18 protein-coding genes and 1 pseudogene are annotated in these 17014 nt (G+C 73.0%); 13 read left to right on the forward strand and 6 right to left on the reverse strand.

Annotated features, from left to right (window positions below):
- Window positions 1-289: 289 nt before the first annotated feature.
- From ACIRPX_RS38130 to ACIRPX_RS38170, 9 genes are all read left to right on the forward strand, one after another.
- A complete protein-coding gene (locus ACIRPX_RS38130; RefSeq protein ID WP_404204004.1) occupies window positions 290-442 on the forward strand; it encodes a hypothetical protein in 153 nt (50 codons plus the stop codon).
- Window positions 443-705: 263 nt separating this feature from the next.
- Complete coding sequence (locus ACIRPX_RS38135) at window positions 706-831, forward strand: hypothetical protein (protein WP_260327424.1); 126 nt, start codon at window positions 706-708, stop codon at window positions 829-831.
- A gap of 98 nt (window positions 832-929) precedes the next feature.
- Window positions 930-1796: a JmjC domain-containing protein gene (locus tag ACIRPX_RS38140; RefSeq protein WP_404204006.1), complete on the forward strand. Its 867-nt coding sequence runs from the start codon at window positions 930-932 to the stop codon at window positions 1794-1796.
- 4 nt (window positions 1797-1800) lie between these two features.
- Entirely contained in the window at window positions 1801-2721 is a 921-nt protein-coding gene (locus tag ACIRPX_RS38145; RefSeq protein ID WP_404204008.1) for an AraC family ligand binding domain-containing protein, read from the forward strand.
- Window positions 2722-2726: 5 nt separating this feature from the next.
- Window positions 2727-4835: an alpha/beta hydrolase family protein gene (locus ACIRPX_RS38150; protein ID WP_404204010.1), complete on the forward strand. Its 2109-nt coding sequence runs from the start codon at window positions 2727-2729 to the stop codon at window positions 4833-4835.
- Window positions 4832-6109: a YcaO-like family protein gene (locus ACIRPX_RS38155; RefSeq protein WP_404204012.1), complete on the forward strand. Its 1278-nt coding sequence runs from the start codon at window positions 4832-4834 to the stop codon at window positions 6107-6109. The genes ACIRPX_RS38150 and ACIRPX_RS38155 overlap by 4 nt, the downstream gene beginning before the upstream one ends.
- The gene (locus ACIRPX_RS38160; RefSeq protein WP_404204014.1) at window positions 6106-6864 is read left to right on the forward strand and encodes a TfuA-like protein; all 759 of its coding nucleotides are present in this window, start codon (window positions 6106-6108) and stop codon (window positions 6862-6864) included. The genes ACIRPX_RS38155 and ACIRPX_RS38160 overlap by 4 nt, the downstream gene beginning before the upstream one ends.
- A 557-nt stretch (window positions 6865-7421) precedes the next feature.
- Window positions 7422-8117 (forward strand): helix-turn-helix domain-containing protein, encoded by a 696-nt coding sequence (locus ACIRPX_RS38165; protein WP_404204016.1) that lies wholly within the window; start codon window positions 7422-7424, stop codon window positions 8115-8117.
- Window positions 8110-8772, forward strand: coding sequence for an arsenate reductase ArsC (locus ACIRPX_RS38170; RefSeq protein ID WP_404204018.1), 663 nt, complete (start codon window positions 8110-8112; stop codon window positions 8770-8772). Before ACIRPX_RS38165 ends, ACIRPX_RS38170 begins: the two co-directional genes overlap by 8 nt.
- 123 nt (window positions 8773-8895) lie before the next feature.
- Here the strand turns inward: ACIRPX_RS38170 and ACIRPX_RS38175 are convergent, their stop codons facing one another.
- The 3 genes from ACIRPX_RS38175 to ACIRPX_RS38185 form a co-directional block, all read right to left on the reverse strand.
- Entirely contained in the window at window positions 8896-9747 is an 852-nt protein-coding gene (locus ACIRPX_RS38175) for a MarR family transcriptional regulator (protein WP_404204019.1), read from the reverse strand.
- 159 nt (window positions 9748-9906) lie between these two features.
- Window positions 9907-10461 carry a GNAT family N-acetyltransferase gene (locus tag ACIRPX_RS38180; RefSeq protein ID WP_404204021.1) on the reverse strand — a complete coding sequence of 185 codons (555 nt, stop codon included), beginning with the start codon at window positions 10459-10461 and terminating at the stop codon, window positions 9907-9909.
- A 71-nt stretch (window positions 10462-10532) separates the two neighbouring features.
- Window positions 10533-11597 carry an aldo/keto reductase family protein gene (locus ACIRPX_RS38185; protein WP_404204023.1) on the reverse strand — a complete coding sequence of 355 codons (1065 nt, stop codon included), beginning with the start codon at window positions 11595-11597 and terminating at the stop codon, window positions 10533-10535.
- Window positions 11598-11749: 152 nt separating this feature from the next.
- Here ACIRPX_RS38185 and ACIRPX_RS38190 point away from each other — a divergent pair, with 152 nt between their 5' ends.
- Genes ACIRPX_RS38190 through ACIRPX_RS38200 form a run of 3 tightly spaced genes read left to right on the forward strand, consistent with a single transcriptional unit; the run spans window position 11750 to window position 14818 of the window.
- Entirely contained in the window at window positions 11750-13096 is a 1347-nt protein-coding gene (locus tag ACIRPX_RS38190) for an MFS transporter (RefSeq protein WP_404204025.1), read from the forward strand.
- 52 nt (window positions 13097-13148) lie between these two features.
- Entirely contained in the window at window positions 13149-13871 is a 723-nt protein-coding gene (locus tag ACIRPX_RS38195) for a thiamine pyrophosphate-dependent enzyme (protein ID WP_404204027.1), read from the forward strand.
- Window positions 13872-13915: 44 nt separating this feature from the next.
- Window positions 13916-14818, forward strand: a complete 903-nt coding sequence (locus ACIRPX_RS38200) for a transketolase family protein (protein WP_404204037.1) — start codon at window positions 13916-13918, stop codon at window positions 14816-14818.
- Between the two features lie 113 nt (window positions 14819-14931).
- On the opposite strand, the gene ACIRPX_RS38205 is transcribed toward ACIRPX_RS38200, so the two are convergent.
- The gene (locus ACIRPX_RS38205) at window positions 14932-15450 is read right to left on the reverse strand and encodes a nitroreductase (protein WP_404204029.1); all 519 of its coding nucleotides are present in this window, start codon (window positions 15448-15450) and stop codon (window positions 14932-14934) included.
- Between the two features lie 284 nt (window positions 15451-15734).
- On the reverse strand, window positions 15735-15950 hold the full coding sequence (locus ACIRPX_RS38210; RefSeq protein ID WP_404204039.1) for a hypothetical protein: 216 nt from the start codon (window positions 15948-15950) through the stop codon (window positions 15735-15737).
- Between the two features lie 88 nt (window positions 15951-16038).
- Between ACIRPX_RS38210 and ACIRPX_RS38215 the strand changes: the two genes are divergently transcribed.
- Window positions 16039-16476, forward strand: a complete 438-nt coding sequence (locus tag ACIRPX_RS38215) for a hypothetical protein (RefSeq protein WP_404204031.1) — start codon at window positions 16039-16041, stop codon at window positions 16474-16476.
- Window positions 16477-16534: 58 nt separating this feature from the next.
- On the opposite strand, the pseudogene ACIRPX_RS38220 reads toward ACIRPX_RS38215, so the two are convergent.
- Window positions 16535-16699 (reverse strand): annotated as a pseudogene (locus ACIRPX_RS38220) (IS5/IS1182 family transposase); the annotation flags it as partial.
- Window positions 16700-17014 lie beyond the last annotated feature (315 nt).

Genomic DNA, 17014 nt, shown 5'->3' on the forward strand with positions numbered 1-17014 from the left:
TTGTTCTGTGGGACGTGGTGAACCCCTCGTATGGTTGACCCGCCCAGGGGTGCCGGGTGTGGTTCAAAAGGCTCTGCCGCTTGTGGCTTTCAGTGATTGGCCGCCCGGCGCCCCGCATCTCGCCCTTGCCGATCGCCACAGGGCGGCGCCCCGCCCCTGATGCCCGAGGGACCCAGGCGTCCGCGGCATGTGCTTGACCGGTCGTCCACGCGCCCTCGAGCAGTCGGTGTCACGGTGTGCCGGAACCGTCCTGCCCTGCCGGACTCAGCCTGCGGAAGGAAGCCGACCCATGGCCCATGCACCGTGGAACGCACCGTTCGAGGACTACGGGTTCACGGACCACGGGTTCGAGGACTACGAGTCCGAGGACTACGGGTTCGAAGGCCACGGGTTCGAGGGCCACGGGTTCGAGGCGGCACCCGGAGGGCATGTCGTCGGCTGAGCCGGCTGTTCCCCGAATGCGGTTCGCCGCTTTCCTCCGATACCCCTCTCCCCGATGAGCAGGGGTCTGAAATACAGGCCGTGGCGCGCATTCGGCATGCCCTGATGCGATCTCGGCATTCGGGTACGGGAATTCTGGTGTCCCGCTCGAGCCGCCTTGGAGCGGCCCGGGGAGTGTATTGACGGGCCCGGACCGGAAAAATAGTGTGACCGGCGCCTGTCAGCGACAGGAATCATCGAAACAATTCCGAAAGAGGTAATGGAATGTCTCTCGACGACAAGCTTCAGGCCACCGACGACGAGAGCCTCCTCGAGGCCGCTGACGCCGAGGTCGAGGAGCTCTCCAACCAGGCGCGCCCCATGCTGATCTCCGAGATCAACGAAGCCTGACCGGTTCGCTCCGCACAGATCCCGGGGGCGGCAAAGGCGGCGCTCCCGGGACTGTCCGGAATCGTTCACCGGAATCGGACGTCATTTAAGGATCTTCCGTGGGTACTGAACATCCGCTCATTCGTCTGATCGATGACGAGGATTTACTGGGCGCGTACTGGAACAAGAAGCACGGATTGTTCAAGCGGGCGTGTCCGGTGGACGGGTTGATCCGCGAGTCCGATATCCAGGACATGCTCGACACGGGGCTGCTGCGGTGGCCGTACTTCACGCTCCTCAAGGAGGGGCAGCAGCCGGAGATCACCGCGTTCACCACGACGCGGACGGTGGCCGGGAGCCCGGTGACCGGGTTCGCCGACGCGGCGAAGGTGCGCGCCCTGCTCGCGGCCGGCGCGACCATGAAGATGAACCAGCTCGAGGACTGGCACCGCCCGCTGGGCACCCTGATGCGCCGGATCGAGGCGCGCCTGCCGGCCGAGCTGAAGACGTACGTGTTCTACACGCCGCGCGACAACACCGGCATGCTCCCCCACCGGGACGGCTCGCACGTGCTCGCCGTGCAGATCGCCGGCGCCAAGGAATGGCGGATCTACGACGAGCCCCGGGAGATCGACTCCCGCTCCGGCCTGGACGTGGACGTCGACAGCCACGCGCACTGTTTCGTGATGGAGCCCGGCGACGTGCTGTACCTGCCGCACGGCATGCCGCACGTGGCGACCGCCCGCGAGGGCACCTCGCTGCACGTGACGTTCACCATCACCGAACCCACCCCCCGCGACCTGGCCGCCTCCTTGATGACGCTGTTCACCGGCGCGTGCGACCGCATCGCGGACCACGATCCGCGCGCCACGCCGGAGGAGCTGGCGGACACGGTGACCAAGTCGCTGCTCGACCACGTCAGTTGTGTGGACACGGACCTCCTCGTCGAGGGGGCCGTGGCCGCGATGCGGGACAGGACGGTCTGACACCATGACCACCGCGACACACACCGGGCGGCTGGCTGAACTCGTCGGCGACGCCGACGCCTTCCACGCCGGCATCTGGGGGGTGCGCGCCGCCGTCTTCCCGGACGCCGCCGCCCCCGCCCTGCTCGGCGCCCTGCCCAGCGCCCAGGAGATCTGGGACGCCTTCGGCCACGGCCTGCTCGTCGCCCCCTACTTCGGCGTCGCCCGCGACGGCGTGGGCGCGCCCGCCGCCGACATCACCGTGACCCGCAGGGTGCAGCAGAAGCCGCGCGCCCGCTACGCCGACGCCGCGGGCGTGCGCCGGTGGTTCACGGCCGGATACACGGTCGGCCTGCGCCAGCCCGACCACTGGCATGCGGGCCTCAAGGACCTCGTCGGCGCGCTGCGCGAGGAGTTGCGGGCCGACGTGCGCTCCTCGGTGTTCCTCAGCCCGCCGTCCCGGGAGGACGCGGGGGCCGGGACGCGGATGCGGGCCGAGACGGCCCATCTGTTCGTGGTGCAGTGCGCGGGCGCAACCCGCTGGCACCTGGGTGACGAGGAGCACCGTCCGCGGCTGTCCCCGGGCGATGTCCTCTACCTCCCGCCCGGGCACCGGCACAGCGTCACCGCACACGAGGAACACGAGGAACACGAGGAGCGCGAAGGACACGAAGGACACGAAGGACACGAAGGACACGAAGAAGGCGCCCTGTATCTCGCCCTGAGCGTGCGCCGGCCCGGCCCCCGTGACCTGGCCGAGGTGGCGCTGGCCGGGTTCCTCAAGAGCGCGCCGGCCGAGGCGATCGCGGGCCGCCACCACTACATGTCCCTGGCGGAGAAGGTGAGTTGGCTGCGCCGCGAGCTGACCTCCTACCTCGCCGGGCAGGACGCCGACGCCCTGGCGGCGACGGCCGTCGGGATGCACCAGCGGGCCGGACAGGCCTGACGACGATGACGGGGGCGGCACAGAACAGGGACCCGGGCGCGGCGGCCCTGGAGGTGCTGCTGGCGCAGCCACGCGTCCAGACCGCCCACCGCCTCGGCCCCACCCTGCTGGTCGAGGCGGAACTGCGGCGGGCCGGCCGCGCCGATCTCGTACCGTTCGTACTCGGCTACGCCCCCGGGCCGGGCGGGCAGCACATCCTGCAGCACGCGCACGCCGCGGCGTCCTCGGTGACCCCCGCCCAGAACGGCGGCTACCTGTTCCTGTCCGACCGGCGCCCCGGCGATGCGGCGGCGCGCGGGCACCGCGGCCGCTCGCTGTGGCGGCACCGGCCGCAGGCCCCCCGCGCGCCGCGGCTCGTGCTGAGCGCGCCGCGCGGTGTCGTCTCCTACGCCGCCTCCCGGACGACCGCCGTCGCCGCCGTCTGGATCCGCGACAAAGCCACCTGCCTGGCCGAGGACCAGCAACAGCGGGAGGCCGACGCACCGGAGGGGGACACGGTCACCCTGGTCCGCGGTGACCTGTGGCCCCGCTCGCCCTACCACCAGCCCGGCGAGACGCTGCGGCTGCTGCACCTCCCCCTGCCCGGCAGTCAACAGCCTCCCGCCGCAGGCGAGTTGCTCGCGCTGCCGCTCGGGGAGGATGTGCGGCTGACCGGTGAGCTGGCGCTGACGCCCGACGGCCTGCGGTGCGCCGCCGGGGTGGCACGGTTCCTGCCCGGCGGGCACCGCCGGCACGGGCTGCTGCTCTTCTCCCCCACGGATCCGGCCGGCGCGCGGGCGGTGTGGCCGGACGGCGACGACCTCTCGGAGCCGGTCGCGGCCCCCGACGGCGCATGGTTCGCGTGCACCGCGGAGCGGATCGCGCGCCCCGGGCTCGGCCCGCGGCAGGAAGCGGTGCTGGTCGCCGCCGACGGCTCGACGGTGGCCCGCCTTGCCCCCCGACACGCCAACTGGCTGCGCCCACGGGCCTGGTGCGGCCCGGGCAGTGTGCTGTGCACCGGGGACGAGGCGGGCCGGCGGCACCTGTGGCGGGTCCGGACCGGCGACGGCACCATCGAGCGGATCGAGGCCGGCAACGGCACCATCGAGCGGATCGAGGCCGGCGACGGCACCATCGAGCGGGTCGAGGCCGGCGGCTCGGTGCAGGCGGTGACCGTCTCCGGCGACGAGGCACTGGTCGTACGCTCCCGGATCGACCTGCCCCCCGAGGTGGTCTCCCTCCCCCTCGATGCAGCCGGTGCCGCACCCGCCACGAAGGCGCGACGCCCCGTGCCCGCCCTGGTGACGGCTCCGGCCGCGGCCGCCACACCGGCCGGGCGCATGGAACGGCTGACGTATCAGGCGCCGGACGGATCGGTGTGGCACAGCCGGCTGTGCCTGCCCGCCTCCGGTCCCGAGCCCGGGCGGGAGCTGCCGGTGCTCGTGTGGTGCCACGGCGGGCCCCTGCTGAGCTGGACCGACTGGTCGTGGCGGTGGAACCCGTGGCCGTTCGTCGCCGAGGGCTACGCCGTCCTGATGCCCGATCCCCCGCTGTCGACCGGGTACGGCCGGCAGGCCGTGGAACGCGGCTGGGGCCGCTGGACCTCCCAGGTGGCCGCCGTCGCGGCAGCCCAGGTGCGGGACGCGCTGACCCACCCCCTCCTGGACGCCGACCGTATCGCCGTCATGGGCGGCAGCTTCGGCGGCTACCTCTCGCTGGCCCTGGCGACGCTGCTGCCTGGCGTCCGCCTCGCCGTCAGCCATGCCGGCTGGGCCGACTTCGCCGCCGTCGCCCGCGTCTGCGACCTGCACTGGCACTGGCTGCGCGAGTACGGCCCGGTGGACCAGGCGCCCGGCTACCGCCAGGAGAGCCTCTCGCTCGACGCGATCGGCGCCGGCACCCGGGTGCTGCTGTCCCACGGCTGCGGCGACACGCACGTCCCGGCCGGCGAGTCCCGTGCGATGTACCGGTCGCTGGAGGGCCGGGGCGTCGACGTGGAGCTGATGCTCCTGCCCGACGAGGGACACAGCATCCGCAGGCCCGCCAACGCGGCGGCCTGGTTCCGATGGGTCCTGAGGGCGTGCCACGCCGCCCTGGGCCACCCGTCCATGGCGAAGGGATCCCCGACAAGATGACCACAGCCGTGCTCAAGTTGCCGGCCAGCGCCGCGCGCCGGCACTGGTTCCCCGGCACCTCGCACCATCCGTCGACGGCCTGTCACACCTCGCTGCGCACCCGCACCCTGGAGGAGACCGAGGCGCTGGCGCAGGCGTCCCTGGAGCGCTGCGGCATCACCCGGATCGCCGACGTCACCGATCTCGACGTCCTCGGCATCCCGGTCTTCCACAGCACCCGTCCGGCGGCGGCCCCCGGCCTCAACACGGTGACCAGCGGCAAGGGCGCCACCCCGCGGGCGGCGCGGGTCTCCGCCATGATGGAGGCGATCGAGCGGACCTGGTGCGAACCGCCCACCGACCCGGCACCCCCGCTGGCCTCCTACGCCCAACTGCGCCGCCAGGGCAAGGCGGTGCTCGACCCCCGCCGGCTCATCCTGCGCCGCGGGCACACCTGGCGTGAGGACGCGCCCATCCACTGGTGGCCGGTGCGGGAGCTGTTCAGCGACACCGAGGTGTGGGTGCCCGCCCTCGCGGTGTTCACCCCCTACCCGCACGAATGCCGGATGGCCAGCTCCAACGTCATCGGGCTCGCCGTCGGCAACAGCCCCCAGGAGGCGCTGCTGCACGGGCTGCTGGAGGCCATCGAGCAGGACTGCACGGCGTTCGGGGAGACCCTCCGCCGCGGCCACCGCGTCCGCCTGGAGTCGCTGCCGGAGCTGCCCGCCGCGCTGGTGGAGCGGTTCCGCAGCAAGGGCGTCCATGTCCAGGTCTTCAGCTACGTCAACGAGATCGGCGTTCCCGCCATGTTCGCCACCACCGACGACACGCACGCCGAGGACGGCATGCTGATCAACGGGGGCGGCGGGGCCCACCTCGACCCGCTCGTGTCCGTCACCCGCGCCCTGACCGAGGCCGCCCAGTCCCGGCTCGCCGTCATCAACGGGGCCCGCGAGGACCTCAACAGCCAGGCCTACCGGCGCCACGCCTCCTACAAGGCCATGCGGGAGATGCTGACCGCGTGGAGTGCCGAGCGCACCGAGATCGACTTCGGTGACCTGCCCAGCACCAGCACCGGCACCACCCAGGGCGATCTGGAGCGCGTCCTGGACGGACTGGACAAGGCGGGCCTGTCCCTGGTGTTCGCCGCCGAACTCGCCCCGGGCGACTTCCCCTTCTCCGTGACCCAGGTGATCGTGCCGGGCCTGGAGGTCTACCACCACGACTTCGCGCGGCTGGGCACCCGCCTGCGCCGCGAGATGGTCGCCGCCAAGATGGTGAGGCCGCGACGATGACCAGCCCGGACACCGAGAACACCCCGGCCACCACCGCCGAGAACGGCGCGGCCACCGCGGCCGCCGATCTTGTCGTGTTCACCGGCCCGTCCCTGCGCGAGCGTGACCTGACGGCCCTGCGTGAGCTCGCCGCCCGCCGCGGCCGCCGCCTGCGGCTGCGCCCGCCGGTGCGCCGGCTCGACCTGCTGGAGCTGACCAAGTCCCGCACCGCGCAGGAAATCCTCATGCTGGACGGCGAGTTCGGGCAGCGGCTGGCCGTCAGCATCACCGAGGTACGCGCCGTCCTGGCCACCGGGCAGCCGCTCGCCGGCGCCAGTTCCATGGGCGCGCTGCGGGCCGTGGAGTGCCACACCCTGGGCATGACCGGCAGCGGCTGGGTGTACGAGCAGTACCGGTGCGGGGCCATCGACTCCGACGGCGACGTGGCGCTGCTGTACGACCCGGAGGACTACACCCCCGTGACGGTCCCGCTGGTCAACGTGCGCTGGCTGCTGGCGCAGAAACAGGCTGCGGGGCTGCTGTCGGCCGGCGCGGCGCAGCAGGCCCTGCGGGTGGCGAAGGACCTCCACTTCCGCGACCGCCGCCCGTCCCTGCTGCGGCGGCGCTGGCGGCAGCGGCTGCCCGCGGGTACGGCGGAGGTGCTGGGGCCGGAGCTGGACGATGAACGGCGCGACGGCTGGGACCGCAAGCGGCTGGACGGCCTGCAGGCGGTACGGGCCGCACTGGGCGCCGACGGCCCGGCGGCGGCCGCATGACACCGTAACGGCGGCCGGCCCCGGGCGGGTTGGGGCGTCGGCCGGCCCCGGGCGGGTTGGGGCGCCGGCCGTTCCTGGCCGCCGACGCCGTCGAGATCCACCGCGATCTCGTCGCCACCCGAACCGGCGTGCGCGGCCACCAAGCCGCAGCCCGCAGGACGCGGCTGGGCGAACGGCCGCCACCGCCAGCCGCCCCGGACGACCGCAGGGTGTGCTGCCCCGGCGCCGGCCTGATCTGCATGTGCGGTCACCGGCGGCGCCGAGACCGGGCTTCTGCCCGGCGCCCGGCTCGTCGGACGATGCAGTGCCGAGATCTCCAAGCGCCTGGACACATACGCCGTCGCTCTCCTCCCCGGCATGCCGGTCGACGGCCCCAGCAACCTCGCCCTCTCCTGCACCCCTCCCCCGGGCTCCCCGTGGGACGCAGTCCAGGTGGGGCCCGGTCCTGGATGAACGACGCCATCTCGACGTACGGCGTCGCGTGCTGGCGCCTTCTGACGCCGGGCACCGGCCCAGGACTGTTGACACCGAGCATTACCTCAATAAAAATTGAGTCAATGAATACTGAGTGGTCTGGATCGACGGTCGCGCGAGCGCAACGGCACGCGGCGCTGGGAGAACCCGCACGCCTGGCGATCATCGACCGGCTCCTGCTGGGCGACGCCTCGCCCGGTGAACTCGGCCAGGAGCTGGGCCTGCCCAGCAACCTCCTGGCCCACCACCTCAAGCTGCTCGAACAGGTCGGCCTGATCGAACGCTCCCGTTCCGAAGGAGACCGACGGCGCACCTATCTGCGCCTACGCGGGCACGCTCTTACCGAGACCGTGCCCGCACCTCTGCGGACGGCGCCTCGCGTGGTGTTCGTCTGCACCCACAACTCCGCCCGCTCCCACCTGGCTGCCGCCCTCTGGAAACGCCACAGCACCGTCCCGACCGCCTCAGCGGGAACTGACCCTGCACAACGCGTCCATCCCCGCGCCGTGGCGACCGCCCGCAAGCACGGCCTCTCCCTGACGCCCGCCCGCACCTCCCACATCGACCAGACGCTGCGCCCGGACGACCTCGTAGTCGCCGTCTGCGACAACGCCCACGAACAGCTCGGTACCCGGGCCCCCGACCGCCTGCACTGGTCGGTCCCCGACCCCACCCGCCCCGGCACCGACGACGCCTTCGCCGACGCCCTGAGCGATCTCGCCGACCGGGTCGACCGGCTGGCGCCCGCCGTCCGCCCCCCAGGAGGCAGCGATGACTGAGACCGCGTCCACCCCGCACCGCAACCTGAGCATCGACCAGCAACTCGCCCTGCGCACCGCCGCCGCTCACCTCAGCCGCGAGTTCGACGGGACCTTCGGCCAGGAGACCATCGAACGGTTCCTGCACACCAGCTACGACCAGTTCGCCGGCCGCAGCACCGTTCCCAACTACCTCCCGCTCATCGCCGAACGCTTCGCCCGCCAGCGCCTGCGCGCCCTGGCCAAAGTCGAGGGCCACCACGTCGACGGCAAGCCAGTGGTGCTCTTCCTGTGCGTGCACAACGCCGGCCGCAGTCAGATGGCCATGGGCTTCTTCCAGCACCTCGCCGGGGACAACGCGGTCGCCTGGTCGGGCGGATCCGAACCCGGCTTCGAGATCAACCCGTCAGCCGTCGCCGCGATGAGCGAACGCGGCATCGACATCTCCCGCGAGTTCGCCAAGCCCTGGACCGACGAGGTCGTCCGCGCGGCGGACGTCGTCGTCAGCATGGGCTGCGGCGACGCCTGCCCGGTCTTCCCCGGCAAGCGATACCTCGACTGGACCCTGGACGACCCCGCGGGCAAGACCGTCGAAGACGTCCGCCCGATCCGCGACGAGATCGAACGCCGCATCCGCGGCCTCCTCGACGACCTCGACGTCCCCGCACAGCACTGACCGCGCGTACGGTGACGCCTGTGGCGGAGTGAGACCGGAACCCACCGTGCACAGGCACGTGTCCAGGCACGACGCCCCTCAGATACGCCGCCAGCGTGCCCCGGGGAACGCGGAACCCGTGTGTCACTGCGAACCCGCGGCCACCAGGGCCGCGGTGAGGGGTTCGAGCTCCGTGATCAGTTCGTCGAGTTCGGCGGGCGACAGGGCGTCGTAGGGCGGGGCGGCGAGTTCGTCGGTGAGGGCTTCGATGCGTTGCTTGGTCGCGCGGCCGGCGTCGGTGAAGTGGCCCTCGGCGTCGAGGAGTCCGCGCTCGCGCAGGCCGTCCATGACCGCGGCCAGCTGCTCCTTCGGCAGGTGATGGATGCGTCCGAACGACTCCGGGGGATGGATGCCCTGCTCCAGGGCGGAGAGCACGTGGGCCTGCGTGCCGCCGATGCGCGCGCCGAGGAGAGCGGCGATGTGCCCGTCGCCGCGGTGCTCGCGCAGCATGGTCGCGCAATGCCACAGCCGGGCGACGGGGTCGACGGGTACCTCGAGGGTGCGCATGCCGGCGTACATCACGCGGCCTTCGGTGGGGGCGCTCGTCGCGGCCTTGGCGGTCAGGTCCGCGGCACGCACCAGGCCCGGGGAGTCGGCCAGCGCGTCGCCGAGGATGCGCCGCAGGGAGGCCGCGCTGCCCCGCTGCCGTGCGGCGAGGGAGGCCTCGGGCGGGATCGTCTCCCAGGCGCTGGGGATGTGCCGTGCGGCCTCGCCGTCGGCGAAGCTGTAGAAGGCCGCGTGCACGACGTGGGCCGGCACCCGGCCCAGCGGCGCGGCGCGGCTGGCGAAGTAGCCGTCCCAGTAGGTGCGGTGGCCGAGTGCGGCCAGCTCCTCGTTGCACTCGTCGGCGAAGTAGGTGACCAGGCAGATCGGCTCCAGGAGCTCGAACATGCGACGGGCGATGTGAGTCGTCGGATACGGGCGCGTCCTGGCCATCGGGTTCTCCCTTTGTTCGGTGTGCCGGCTTGGACCGTCGGGCACACCGAAACTCATCGGCGCCCGCGTCGACACCCGCTCCGGGGGGCCGTCGACGGCCCCCGTCCGCGGCGGGTCACGGACGCCGCGCCCGTGTCCGCGCCCGCGGTCACTGCGGGGTCAGTGCGGGGGTGCGTCGCTCAGGGTGCGTTCCCAGAACAGTTCGTCGCGCCAGGCGCCGCCGATGTGGATGTGGGCGTGGGCGACGCCCCAGGGGGTGAAGCCGTTGCGGCGCAGGACGGCGTGCGAGGCCAGGTTCTCCAGCTGGGTGTGCGCCTCCGCACGGTGCAGACGGAGCTCGTCGCGCATCACGTCGAGGACCTGGGCCACCGCTGCGGCGGCGTGTCCGTGGCCCTGGGCGGTGGTGGCCAGCCAGTAGCTGAGGAAGCCCTTGCGCAGCGGCCCGTGCAGGACGGTGCTCACCGTGACCTGCCCGACCACGGCGCCGCCGGCGACGATGACGCCCGGCCAGCCGCCGCCGGCGTGGTGGGTGGCCAGCAGCTGCTCGATGCGGGCGGCCTGGTGCGGTGCGGTGTGGAAGCCTTCGGGCCGGGCCGGCTGCCAGCGGGCGAACTCGGCGGCGTCACGCGTGAGATGGGCCGCCAGCGCCGGGGCGTCGGCGGTCTCGATCAGCCGTACGGCGGTGGTCGCGGCGGTGGGGGGTGGGGCGGGCACCGGGCGGGCTCCTTGTGCGTCGTGCTCGATGGATGCGTCTGCGGTCGCGCTCGATGGATGCGTCGAGCTCGTTATGCCTCGTGCTCGTTCCGTGCGTCGTGCTCGTTCTGTGCGTCGTGGTCGATCTCTGCGTCGTGGTCGATCTGCCGGGCGTAGTCGGTGGGGTGGGCCGGGGTGCGGGCCGGGTCGCGTTCGGCGATCGGGGCGAGGAGGGTGTCGATGCGGGCCAGTATGCCGTCGTCGAGGTCGATGCCGGAGGCCGCGGCCGTCTGGGTGATCTGCCCCGGGGCGGTGGCGCCCACGATGGCGGACGAGATGTGCGGGTTGCTCAGCACCCAGGCGAGCGCGAGCTGCGGCATCGTGATGCCCAACTCGGCCGCGATGGAGGCGAGTTGGCTCACCCGGTGCAGGACGTCGTCGGTGAGGGCGCCGGTCGCGAACTGCGAGCGGGCCGGGCCGCCGGCCCGGGAGGCGGGCGGCAGCGGCGCACCGGGAAGGTACTTGCCGGTCAGCAGGCCCTGCGCCAGCGGCGACCAGACGAGCTGGCCGATGCCCTCGCGGGCGCACAGCGGCAGCACCTCGGCCTCGATGACCCGCCACACCATGTTGTACTGCGGCTGGTTGGCGACGATGCGGTCGAGTCCCATGTCCGCGGCCGTCTTCAGGGCGGCGGTGATCTGGTCGGCGGTCCACTCGGAGACACCGACGTAGAGCACCTTGCCCTGGCGGACCAGGTCGTCGAAGGCCCGCAGCGTCTCCTCCAGCGGGGTGCGCGGGTCGTAGCGGTGGGCCTGGTAGAGGTCGATGTGGTCGGTGCGCAGCCGGCGCAGGGACCCGGCGGCCGATTCCATGATGTGCTTGCGGGACAGGCCGCGGTCGTTGGGGCCGGGCCCGACCGGGGCGCACACCTTGGTGCTGATCACCACCGACTCCCGGCGGGTGGCGGACAGGACCCGGCCCAGGACCGTCTCGGCGAGTGTTCCGGCGTAGGCGTCGGCCGTGTCGAAGGTGGTGATGCCGGCGTCCAGGGCCTCGCGGGCGACGGCCTCCGCCGCGTCCTCGGTGGTGCTGATCCAGCTTCCGTAGGCGATCTCGCTGATCTGCAGACCGCTCCTGCCCAGCGTCCGGTGTCTCATGCTGCGGCAGCCTAAGTTGCGGGCGGGCGGGCGCGTACGGATCGCGACCGGGGCTCCAGCCGGTCTCGACCCGGTCTGTTGCGCGCGCCCATAGCGTCTCAGCCGGATCTGTGCCGCAGGCGCACGGCGGATGCGTTAGGAGCGTACGAGCGATGCCCTCCCTTCAGCGCGTGGCCGCCGCGGTGATCCCGCGGCCCGGACGTGAACGGCTCCTGTCGTGCGTCAACCTCGCCTACGCGGTGGGCCGGGGGGTCTTCCTCAGCGGCAGCGTCGTCTACTTCACCACCGTCTCCGGGCTGTCGCCGACCCAGGTGGGGCTGGGCACCTCGGCCGCGGCCCTGTCGGGGTTCGCGGCGTCCTTCCTGTGCGGTGCGGCCGCCGACCGGCTCGGCGCGGGCCGCATGCTCGTGGTGCTGTTCGTCGCGCAGGCCGCCGGGTTCGCGCTGTATCCGGCCGTGCATGCCGCGGCACCGTTCTACGCGCTGATCGTCGCCGTGGGCTTCGTCGAGTACGGCGTCGGGCCGACGTTCGGCGCGTTCGTCGGCGCGCTGATCGCCCCCGCGGAACGTGTCCAGGTCAGGGCGATGCTGCGCACCATGTTCAACATCGGCTTCAGCGCCGGCAGCGGCATCACGGCGCTGGCCCTGCTCGGCGGGCACACCCTCGTGAGGGCGCTGCCCTGGCTGAGCGCCGTGCTGCTGCTGGGCACCGCGCTGCTCATCCTGCGCCTGCCCCGCACCACCGCCACCGCGTCGGCCGCCGCCCCCTCGGCCGGGGCGGTACGCCGCTTCGGTGCCCTGCGCGACGTGCGGTTCGTGGCCCTGACCGCGCTGTCCGCGCCGCTGGCCCTGCACGCCTCGCTCCTGCTGGTCGTGCTGCCGCTGTGGGCCGTCACCCGCACCGACGCCCCGCACGCCCTCATCCCGCTGCTGCTGATCGCCAACACCGTCCTGGTCGTGCTGTTCCAGGTGCCCGCCAGCAAGGGCGCCGAGACGGTGCCGGGCGCCGCGCGGCTGGCCCGGCGCTCCGGCCTGTGGCTGGCCGCCGCCTGCGCCGTCGCCGCCTGCGCCGCCTACGGCAACGCGCTGACGGCGTCCGCCGTCCTCATCGCGGCGACCCTGCTGTTCACCCTGGCCGAGCTGCAGCAGTCCGCCTCCGGGTGGGGCCTGTCCCACGGGCTGGCGCCGGACCACGCCCAGGGCGCGTATCTGGGCACGTTCCAGCTGCACATGGTGGCGCAGGGTGTCCTGGGCCCCGGCCTCGTCTCGGCGGCCGCCCTGTCCTGGGGGGCGTGGGGCTGGGCCGCGGTCGCCGCGGCGGTCCTGGCGGCCGGAGCGCTGATCGTGCCGCTGGCGGCCGCCACCCAGCGGGCCACGACCACCCCCGACGCCCTGGATGCCATGGACGGTCCTGACGGCACGGACGGTCCTGACGGCCCTGACGGCACGGACGCGGATGCACCGGCCGCCGGTGCGGGGCAGCTGTCCGCATCCGCCTGAGCGGCCGGACGCATCATCTACAGCTGGACCTTGTGGAGTTGGAGCCCCCGCCATGACACAGACACAGACACAGACGCAGACGCAGACGCAGGCCACGGCCCGCTACGACGACCTGCCCGCCCTGATGGCGCGGATGACCGGCGACGAGAAGCACGCGAAGGCGGCGACCTCGACCCTCGACGTGCTGTGGGTGCTCTACGACCGCGTGCTGCGGGTGAGCCCGCGGATGGCCGAGGACCGCGACCGGTTCTACCTGTCCAAGGGGCACGGCCCGATGGCCTACTACGCGGTCCTGGCCGCCCAAGGCTTCCTGGATCCGGCCGAGTTCGAGCAGTTCGGTGCCTTCCGCTCCCCGCTGGGGCACCACCCGGACCGGATGCTGGTGCCCGGGGTGGAGATCTCCAGCGGCTCCCTCGGGCACGGGCTGCCGCTGGCCGTCGGCACCGCCCTGGGGCTGCGGGCGCGGGGCCTGCTCGAGCCACGCGTGTGGGTGCTGCTCGGCGACGGGGAACTCGACGAGGGCTCCAACCACGAGGCGATCGCCTACGCCGCACGGGCCGGCCTGGACCGCCTGCGGGCCGTCGTCATCGACAACCACTCGGCCACGCAGGGCTGGCCGGGCGGCCTGGAGACCCGCTTCGCCGTCGAGGGCTGGTCCACCGCCCGGGTGGACGGCCGCGACCACGCCGCCCTGGAGGCGGCACTGACCGCCCCGGGCGGCGGCCGGCCCCACCTGGTGGTGGCCGAGGTGGACGAGATCGCCGACAACCACTGACACCCCCGCTTCCCGATGTCCGAGGAGGGCCCGTGCCCGGAGTCATGCGTGAACGCTTCGTCGACGTCACGACGGACCTGCTCACCACCCACGACCGTCTCGCCCTGCTGACCGCCGACCTCAGCGCCAAGCTCTTCGACGACGCCCGCACCGCGCACCCCTCCCGGGTTGTCAACCTCGGCATCCGCGAGCAGCTGCTGATCGGCGTCGCGGGCGGCATGGCGCTGGCCGGGATGCGGCCGATCGCCCACAGCTTCGCCCCGTTCCTGATCGAGCGCCCCTTCGAACAGATCAAACTCGACCTCAACCACCAGGGCGTCGGCGCGATCCTGGTCAGCGCCGGCGCCTCCTACGACATCGCCGGCGGCGGCCGCAGTCACCAGGCGCCCGGCGACGTCGCCCTGCTGTCCACCCTGCCCGGCTGGACCATCCACGTGCCCGGCCACGCCGACGAGGCCGAGGCACAACTGCGCGAGGCGGCCGCCGGCGACGGACTGGTGTACATCCGGCTGTCCAACCAGGCCAACCGGCAGGCCTACGTCCGCAAAGCAGACACCCTCGGCCACGGGCTGCGGGTGCTGCGCCGCGGCCGGGCGGGCACCGTCATCGCCGTCGGCCCGCTCGCCGACACCGTGCTGGCGGCCACCGAGGGCCTGGACGTGAACGTCCTGTACGGCGCCACCGTCCGCCCCTTCGACCACACCGCCCTGCGCGCGGCGGTGGCCGACCAGCCCGACCCGTCCGTCGTCATCGTCGAGCCCTGCCTGGCGGGAACCTCCGTCGCGGAGATCGGCAAGGCGCTGCAGGACCTGCCGCACCGCGTCCTCGGACTGGGCGTCGGCCAGGAGGAGTTGCGCCACTACGGCACCCCGCGCCAGCACGCCATCGCCCACGGGCTCGGCCGCGCCGGGCTGCGTCTGAGCATCGCCTCGTTCCTGGGAAAGTGAGAACAGGCCGCGTGGGCAGGCCGGTTACGCGCGCCGGCGGATGGGCGGTGCCTGCGGGCGGCCGGTTCGGCGGGTGAGCGGGACCGGGACGGCGGGCTCCGCCCACCGTGGCGTCACCGGGCCGCGGCGCCCGCCACCGGCGCGGCGCGCCGGGAGACCAGGTCGGCGATGTCGGCCAGCGGGCGGCGCACCAGGGCCTGCGGCGAGTCCGGGCGGCCGATGGTCAGCAGGCCCAACAGGCTCTCCCCGGAACCGAGTTCGGGCAGGCTGCGGGCGGAGGCGGTACGGGTGGCGAGGTCGGCGGGCTGCCAGGAGCTGGCGTAGCCGCGGGCGTGCAGCAGCAGTTCGAGCGCGTTGAGCGCCGTGTAGACGCGCCGGGTGCGCTCGCCGTCCGACAGGTGCGGGGCGCGGGCGGGCACCAGGACCAGCACGGCCCGCAGCGGCCCGCCGGCCGCCGCCCCGCCTCCGGGGGTGTCACCGGTGCTGTCGAGGATCCAGTGCCAGGGATGCGGGCCCTCGCCGCAGGCCGCGGCGGCCCCCTTGAGCAGGTAGCGCAGTTCCCCGTCCCCCGGGGCCGGGCCGGACAGACGGGCCGGGGCGGGGCGGGTGAGCAGGGCTGTCATGACGTCCACGTGGCACCTCCGGGTTCGGTGTGGGCCGTGTAGCCGACGGCGAGGGGTGAGCGCCGGGGCCGTGATGACGCTCCATGCTCCCAGGGGGCGGCTGCCGGGGCTGAGCCAACCACCGCCGTCTGGACCAGGAGTCGAAGCGGCCTCGAGCGGCACTCCGCCCTCCGGGTCCTCCGGGGTCTCCGGGGTCTCCGGGGCAGGGCCCTGCGCCGCGTGCGCGGGCGGCGGGTAGCGTGCGGGCGCCCGCCTGGCGGGGCGGACGGGCACACCGTCATGTGCGGAGTCGCTCACACCTCTTCGGTGGCGAACAGCTCGAGGTGCCCGCACTTGGGGCAGCGGTAGGCCTCTATCCGCCGGCGGGGCCGGCCCATCCGTTTGGCGCCACCGAAGATGCCCCGCTCCAGCGCGCCCTCGATCCAGCGCGCGTACCCGCGCGATTGCTCTCCCGCGTCCTCGATGAAGCCCTCCGCCAGGCCGGGGGTACCGCAGTGCGTGCACGTCACGGGGAACCGGGCGAGTGAGGGTGGCGTCAGGCCCGAGGTTGCACCGAACTCCTTGGTGAAGAAGTCGGCCGCCTGTTTTACTGCGCGCATGATTACGGGGCTCTGCGCCTTCGTCGGCATGGTGATCGGGGCACTTCTCGTTGCACGGCGAGCGCGGCGAACGGCCGCTCGCGCCGCAGCAGGGGAAGCCGTCTTCTTCCACGTCGGTGCCAACCTGCCGGCCGAGGGACGCCGCCGATACAGCCTTGGCCGAGTGCAGACCGGAGGCGAGTTCCGATGGAAGCCGTCCCGGCCGTGGACTCGGCTGCGTGAACTCCCTGCAGATCTGCGCTACATCCGCGCCCGCGAAGCGAATTTCCGCGAGAGCTTGTGGCTTCCGCCCAGGGCACTGGTGATCGAGTGTGAATCGTCCGCGGGACTCATACAGTTGTGGGCCCGCGAGGAGCAGGCGACGCACGTCGTGGAGATGATCCAGCGTACGAGCACCCCGAATTCGTCGAGCCCGGTTCCCGACATCAGCAGCTGACACCAACGAGACGACCTGGGCGGGTCAGTGCAGGACGGCGGGGGCGAGCCGGATGGTGTTCGTAGTCGCGGACGTTTCTGCGTGCTCTCATGACCCAGGAGATGGCTCGTTCCACTCGCCATCTCCTGAGCAAGGAGCGGGACCAGCCGATCAGTTCGCCGCCGTAGGCGGAGTCGGCCCAGGCCGCGGTGACTTCGGGGTGGGTGAGGCGCAGACGGAAGAGCCCTATCCACTCGGCGAACGGCCACCACCATTCCGGCCCGCGTATGCCCGACAGACTCCGCCGCCCATCACGGAACGTCACAGATCAGCGGTTCCGGCACCGGCACTTACCGGCTCACGGGACCGTCGTCGTCCAGGTGACGGGGAGGCGTCCGGCTCATCGGTTCGGCTCTTCCTTCCGCCGGGGCCGGGGCGCCGGAGCCGGGCTGCAGCCGCGCACGGGGCGGGTGGGGTCAGGCGGCGTCGAGGGCGCCGGTGATCTTGCGGGTCATGGCGTCCAGGGCCGGGCCCGGGCCGCCCTTGCCGGCGCCGGCCG

The organism is Streptomyces sp. NPDC101225 (assembly GCF_044767585.1).
Taxonomy (GTDB): Bacteria; Actinomycetota; Actinomycetes; order Streptomycetales; family Streptomycetaceae; genus Streptomyces.

Excerpts from the sequence above, each read along its gene's own strand:
- ACIRPX_RS38175 (WP_404204019.1), bottom strand. The coding sequence starts at position 9,747 with ATGGCCAGGACGCGCCCGTATCCGACGACTCACATCGCCCGTCGCATG.
- ACIRPX_RS38155 (WP_404204012.1), top strand. The coding sequence starts at position 4,832 with ATGACCACAGCCGTGCTCAAGTTGCCGGCCAGCGCCGCGCGCCGGCAC.
- ACIRPX_RS38215 (WP_404204031.1), top strand. The coding sequence starts at position 16,039 with ATGATTACGGGGCTCTGCGCCTTCGTCGGCATGGTGATCGGGGCACTT.
- ACIRPX_RS38130 (WP_404204004.1), top strand. The coding sequence starts at position 290 with ATGGCCCATGCACCGTGGAACGCACCGTTCGAGGACTACGGGTTCACG.
- ACIRPX_RS38195 (WP_404204027.1), top strand. The coding sequence starts at position 13,149 with ATGACACAGACACAGACACAGACGCAGACGCAGACGCAGGCCACGGCC.
- ACIRPX_RS38160 (WP_404204014.1), top strand. The coding sequence starts at position 6,106 with ATGACCAGCCCGGACACCGAGAACACCCCGGCCACCACCGCCGAGAAC.
- ACIRPX_RS38190 (WP_404204025.1), top strand. The coding sequence starts at position 11,750 with ATGCCCTCCCTTCAGCGCGTGGCCGCCGCGGTGATCCCGCGGCCCGGA.
- ACIRPX_RS38200 (WP_404204037.1), top strand. The coding sequence starts at position 13,916 with ATGCGTGAACGCTTCGTCGACGTCACGACGGACCTGCTCACCACCCAC.
- ACIRPX_RS38135 (WP_260327424.1), top strand. The coding sequence starts at position 706 with ATGTCTCTCGACGACAAGCTTCAGGCCACCGACGACGAGAGCCTCCTC.
- ACIRPX_RS38170 (WP_404204018.1), top strand. The coding sequence starts at position 8,110 with ATGACTGAGACCGCGTCCACCCCGCACCGCAACCTGAGCATCGACCAG.
- ACIRPX_RS38165 (WP_404204016.1), top strand. The coding sequence starts at position 7,422 with ATGAATACTGAGTGGTCTGGATCGACGGTCGCGCGAGCGCAACGGCAC.
- ACIRPX_RS38150 (WP_404204010.1), top strand. The coding sequence starts at position 2,727 with ATGACGGGGGCGGCACAGAACAGGGACCCGGGCGCGGCGGCCCTGGAG.
- ACIRPX_RS38145 (WP_404204008.1), top strand. The coding sequence starts at position 1,801 with ATGACCACCGCGACACACACCGGGCGGCTGGCTGAACTCGTCGGCGAC.
- ACIRPX_RS38185 (WP_404204023.1), bottom strand. The coding sequence starts at position 11,597 with ATGAGACACCGGACGCTGGGCAGGAGCGGTCTGCAGATCAGCGAGATC.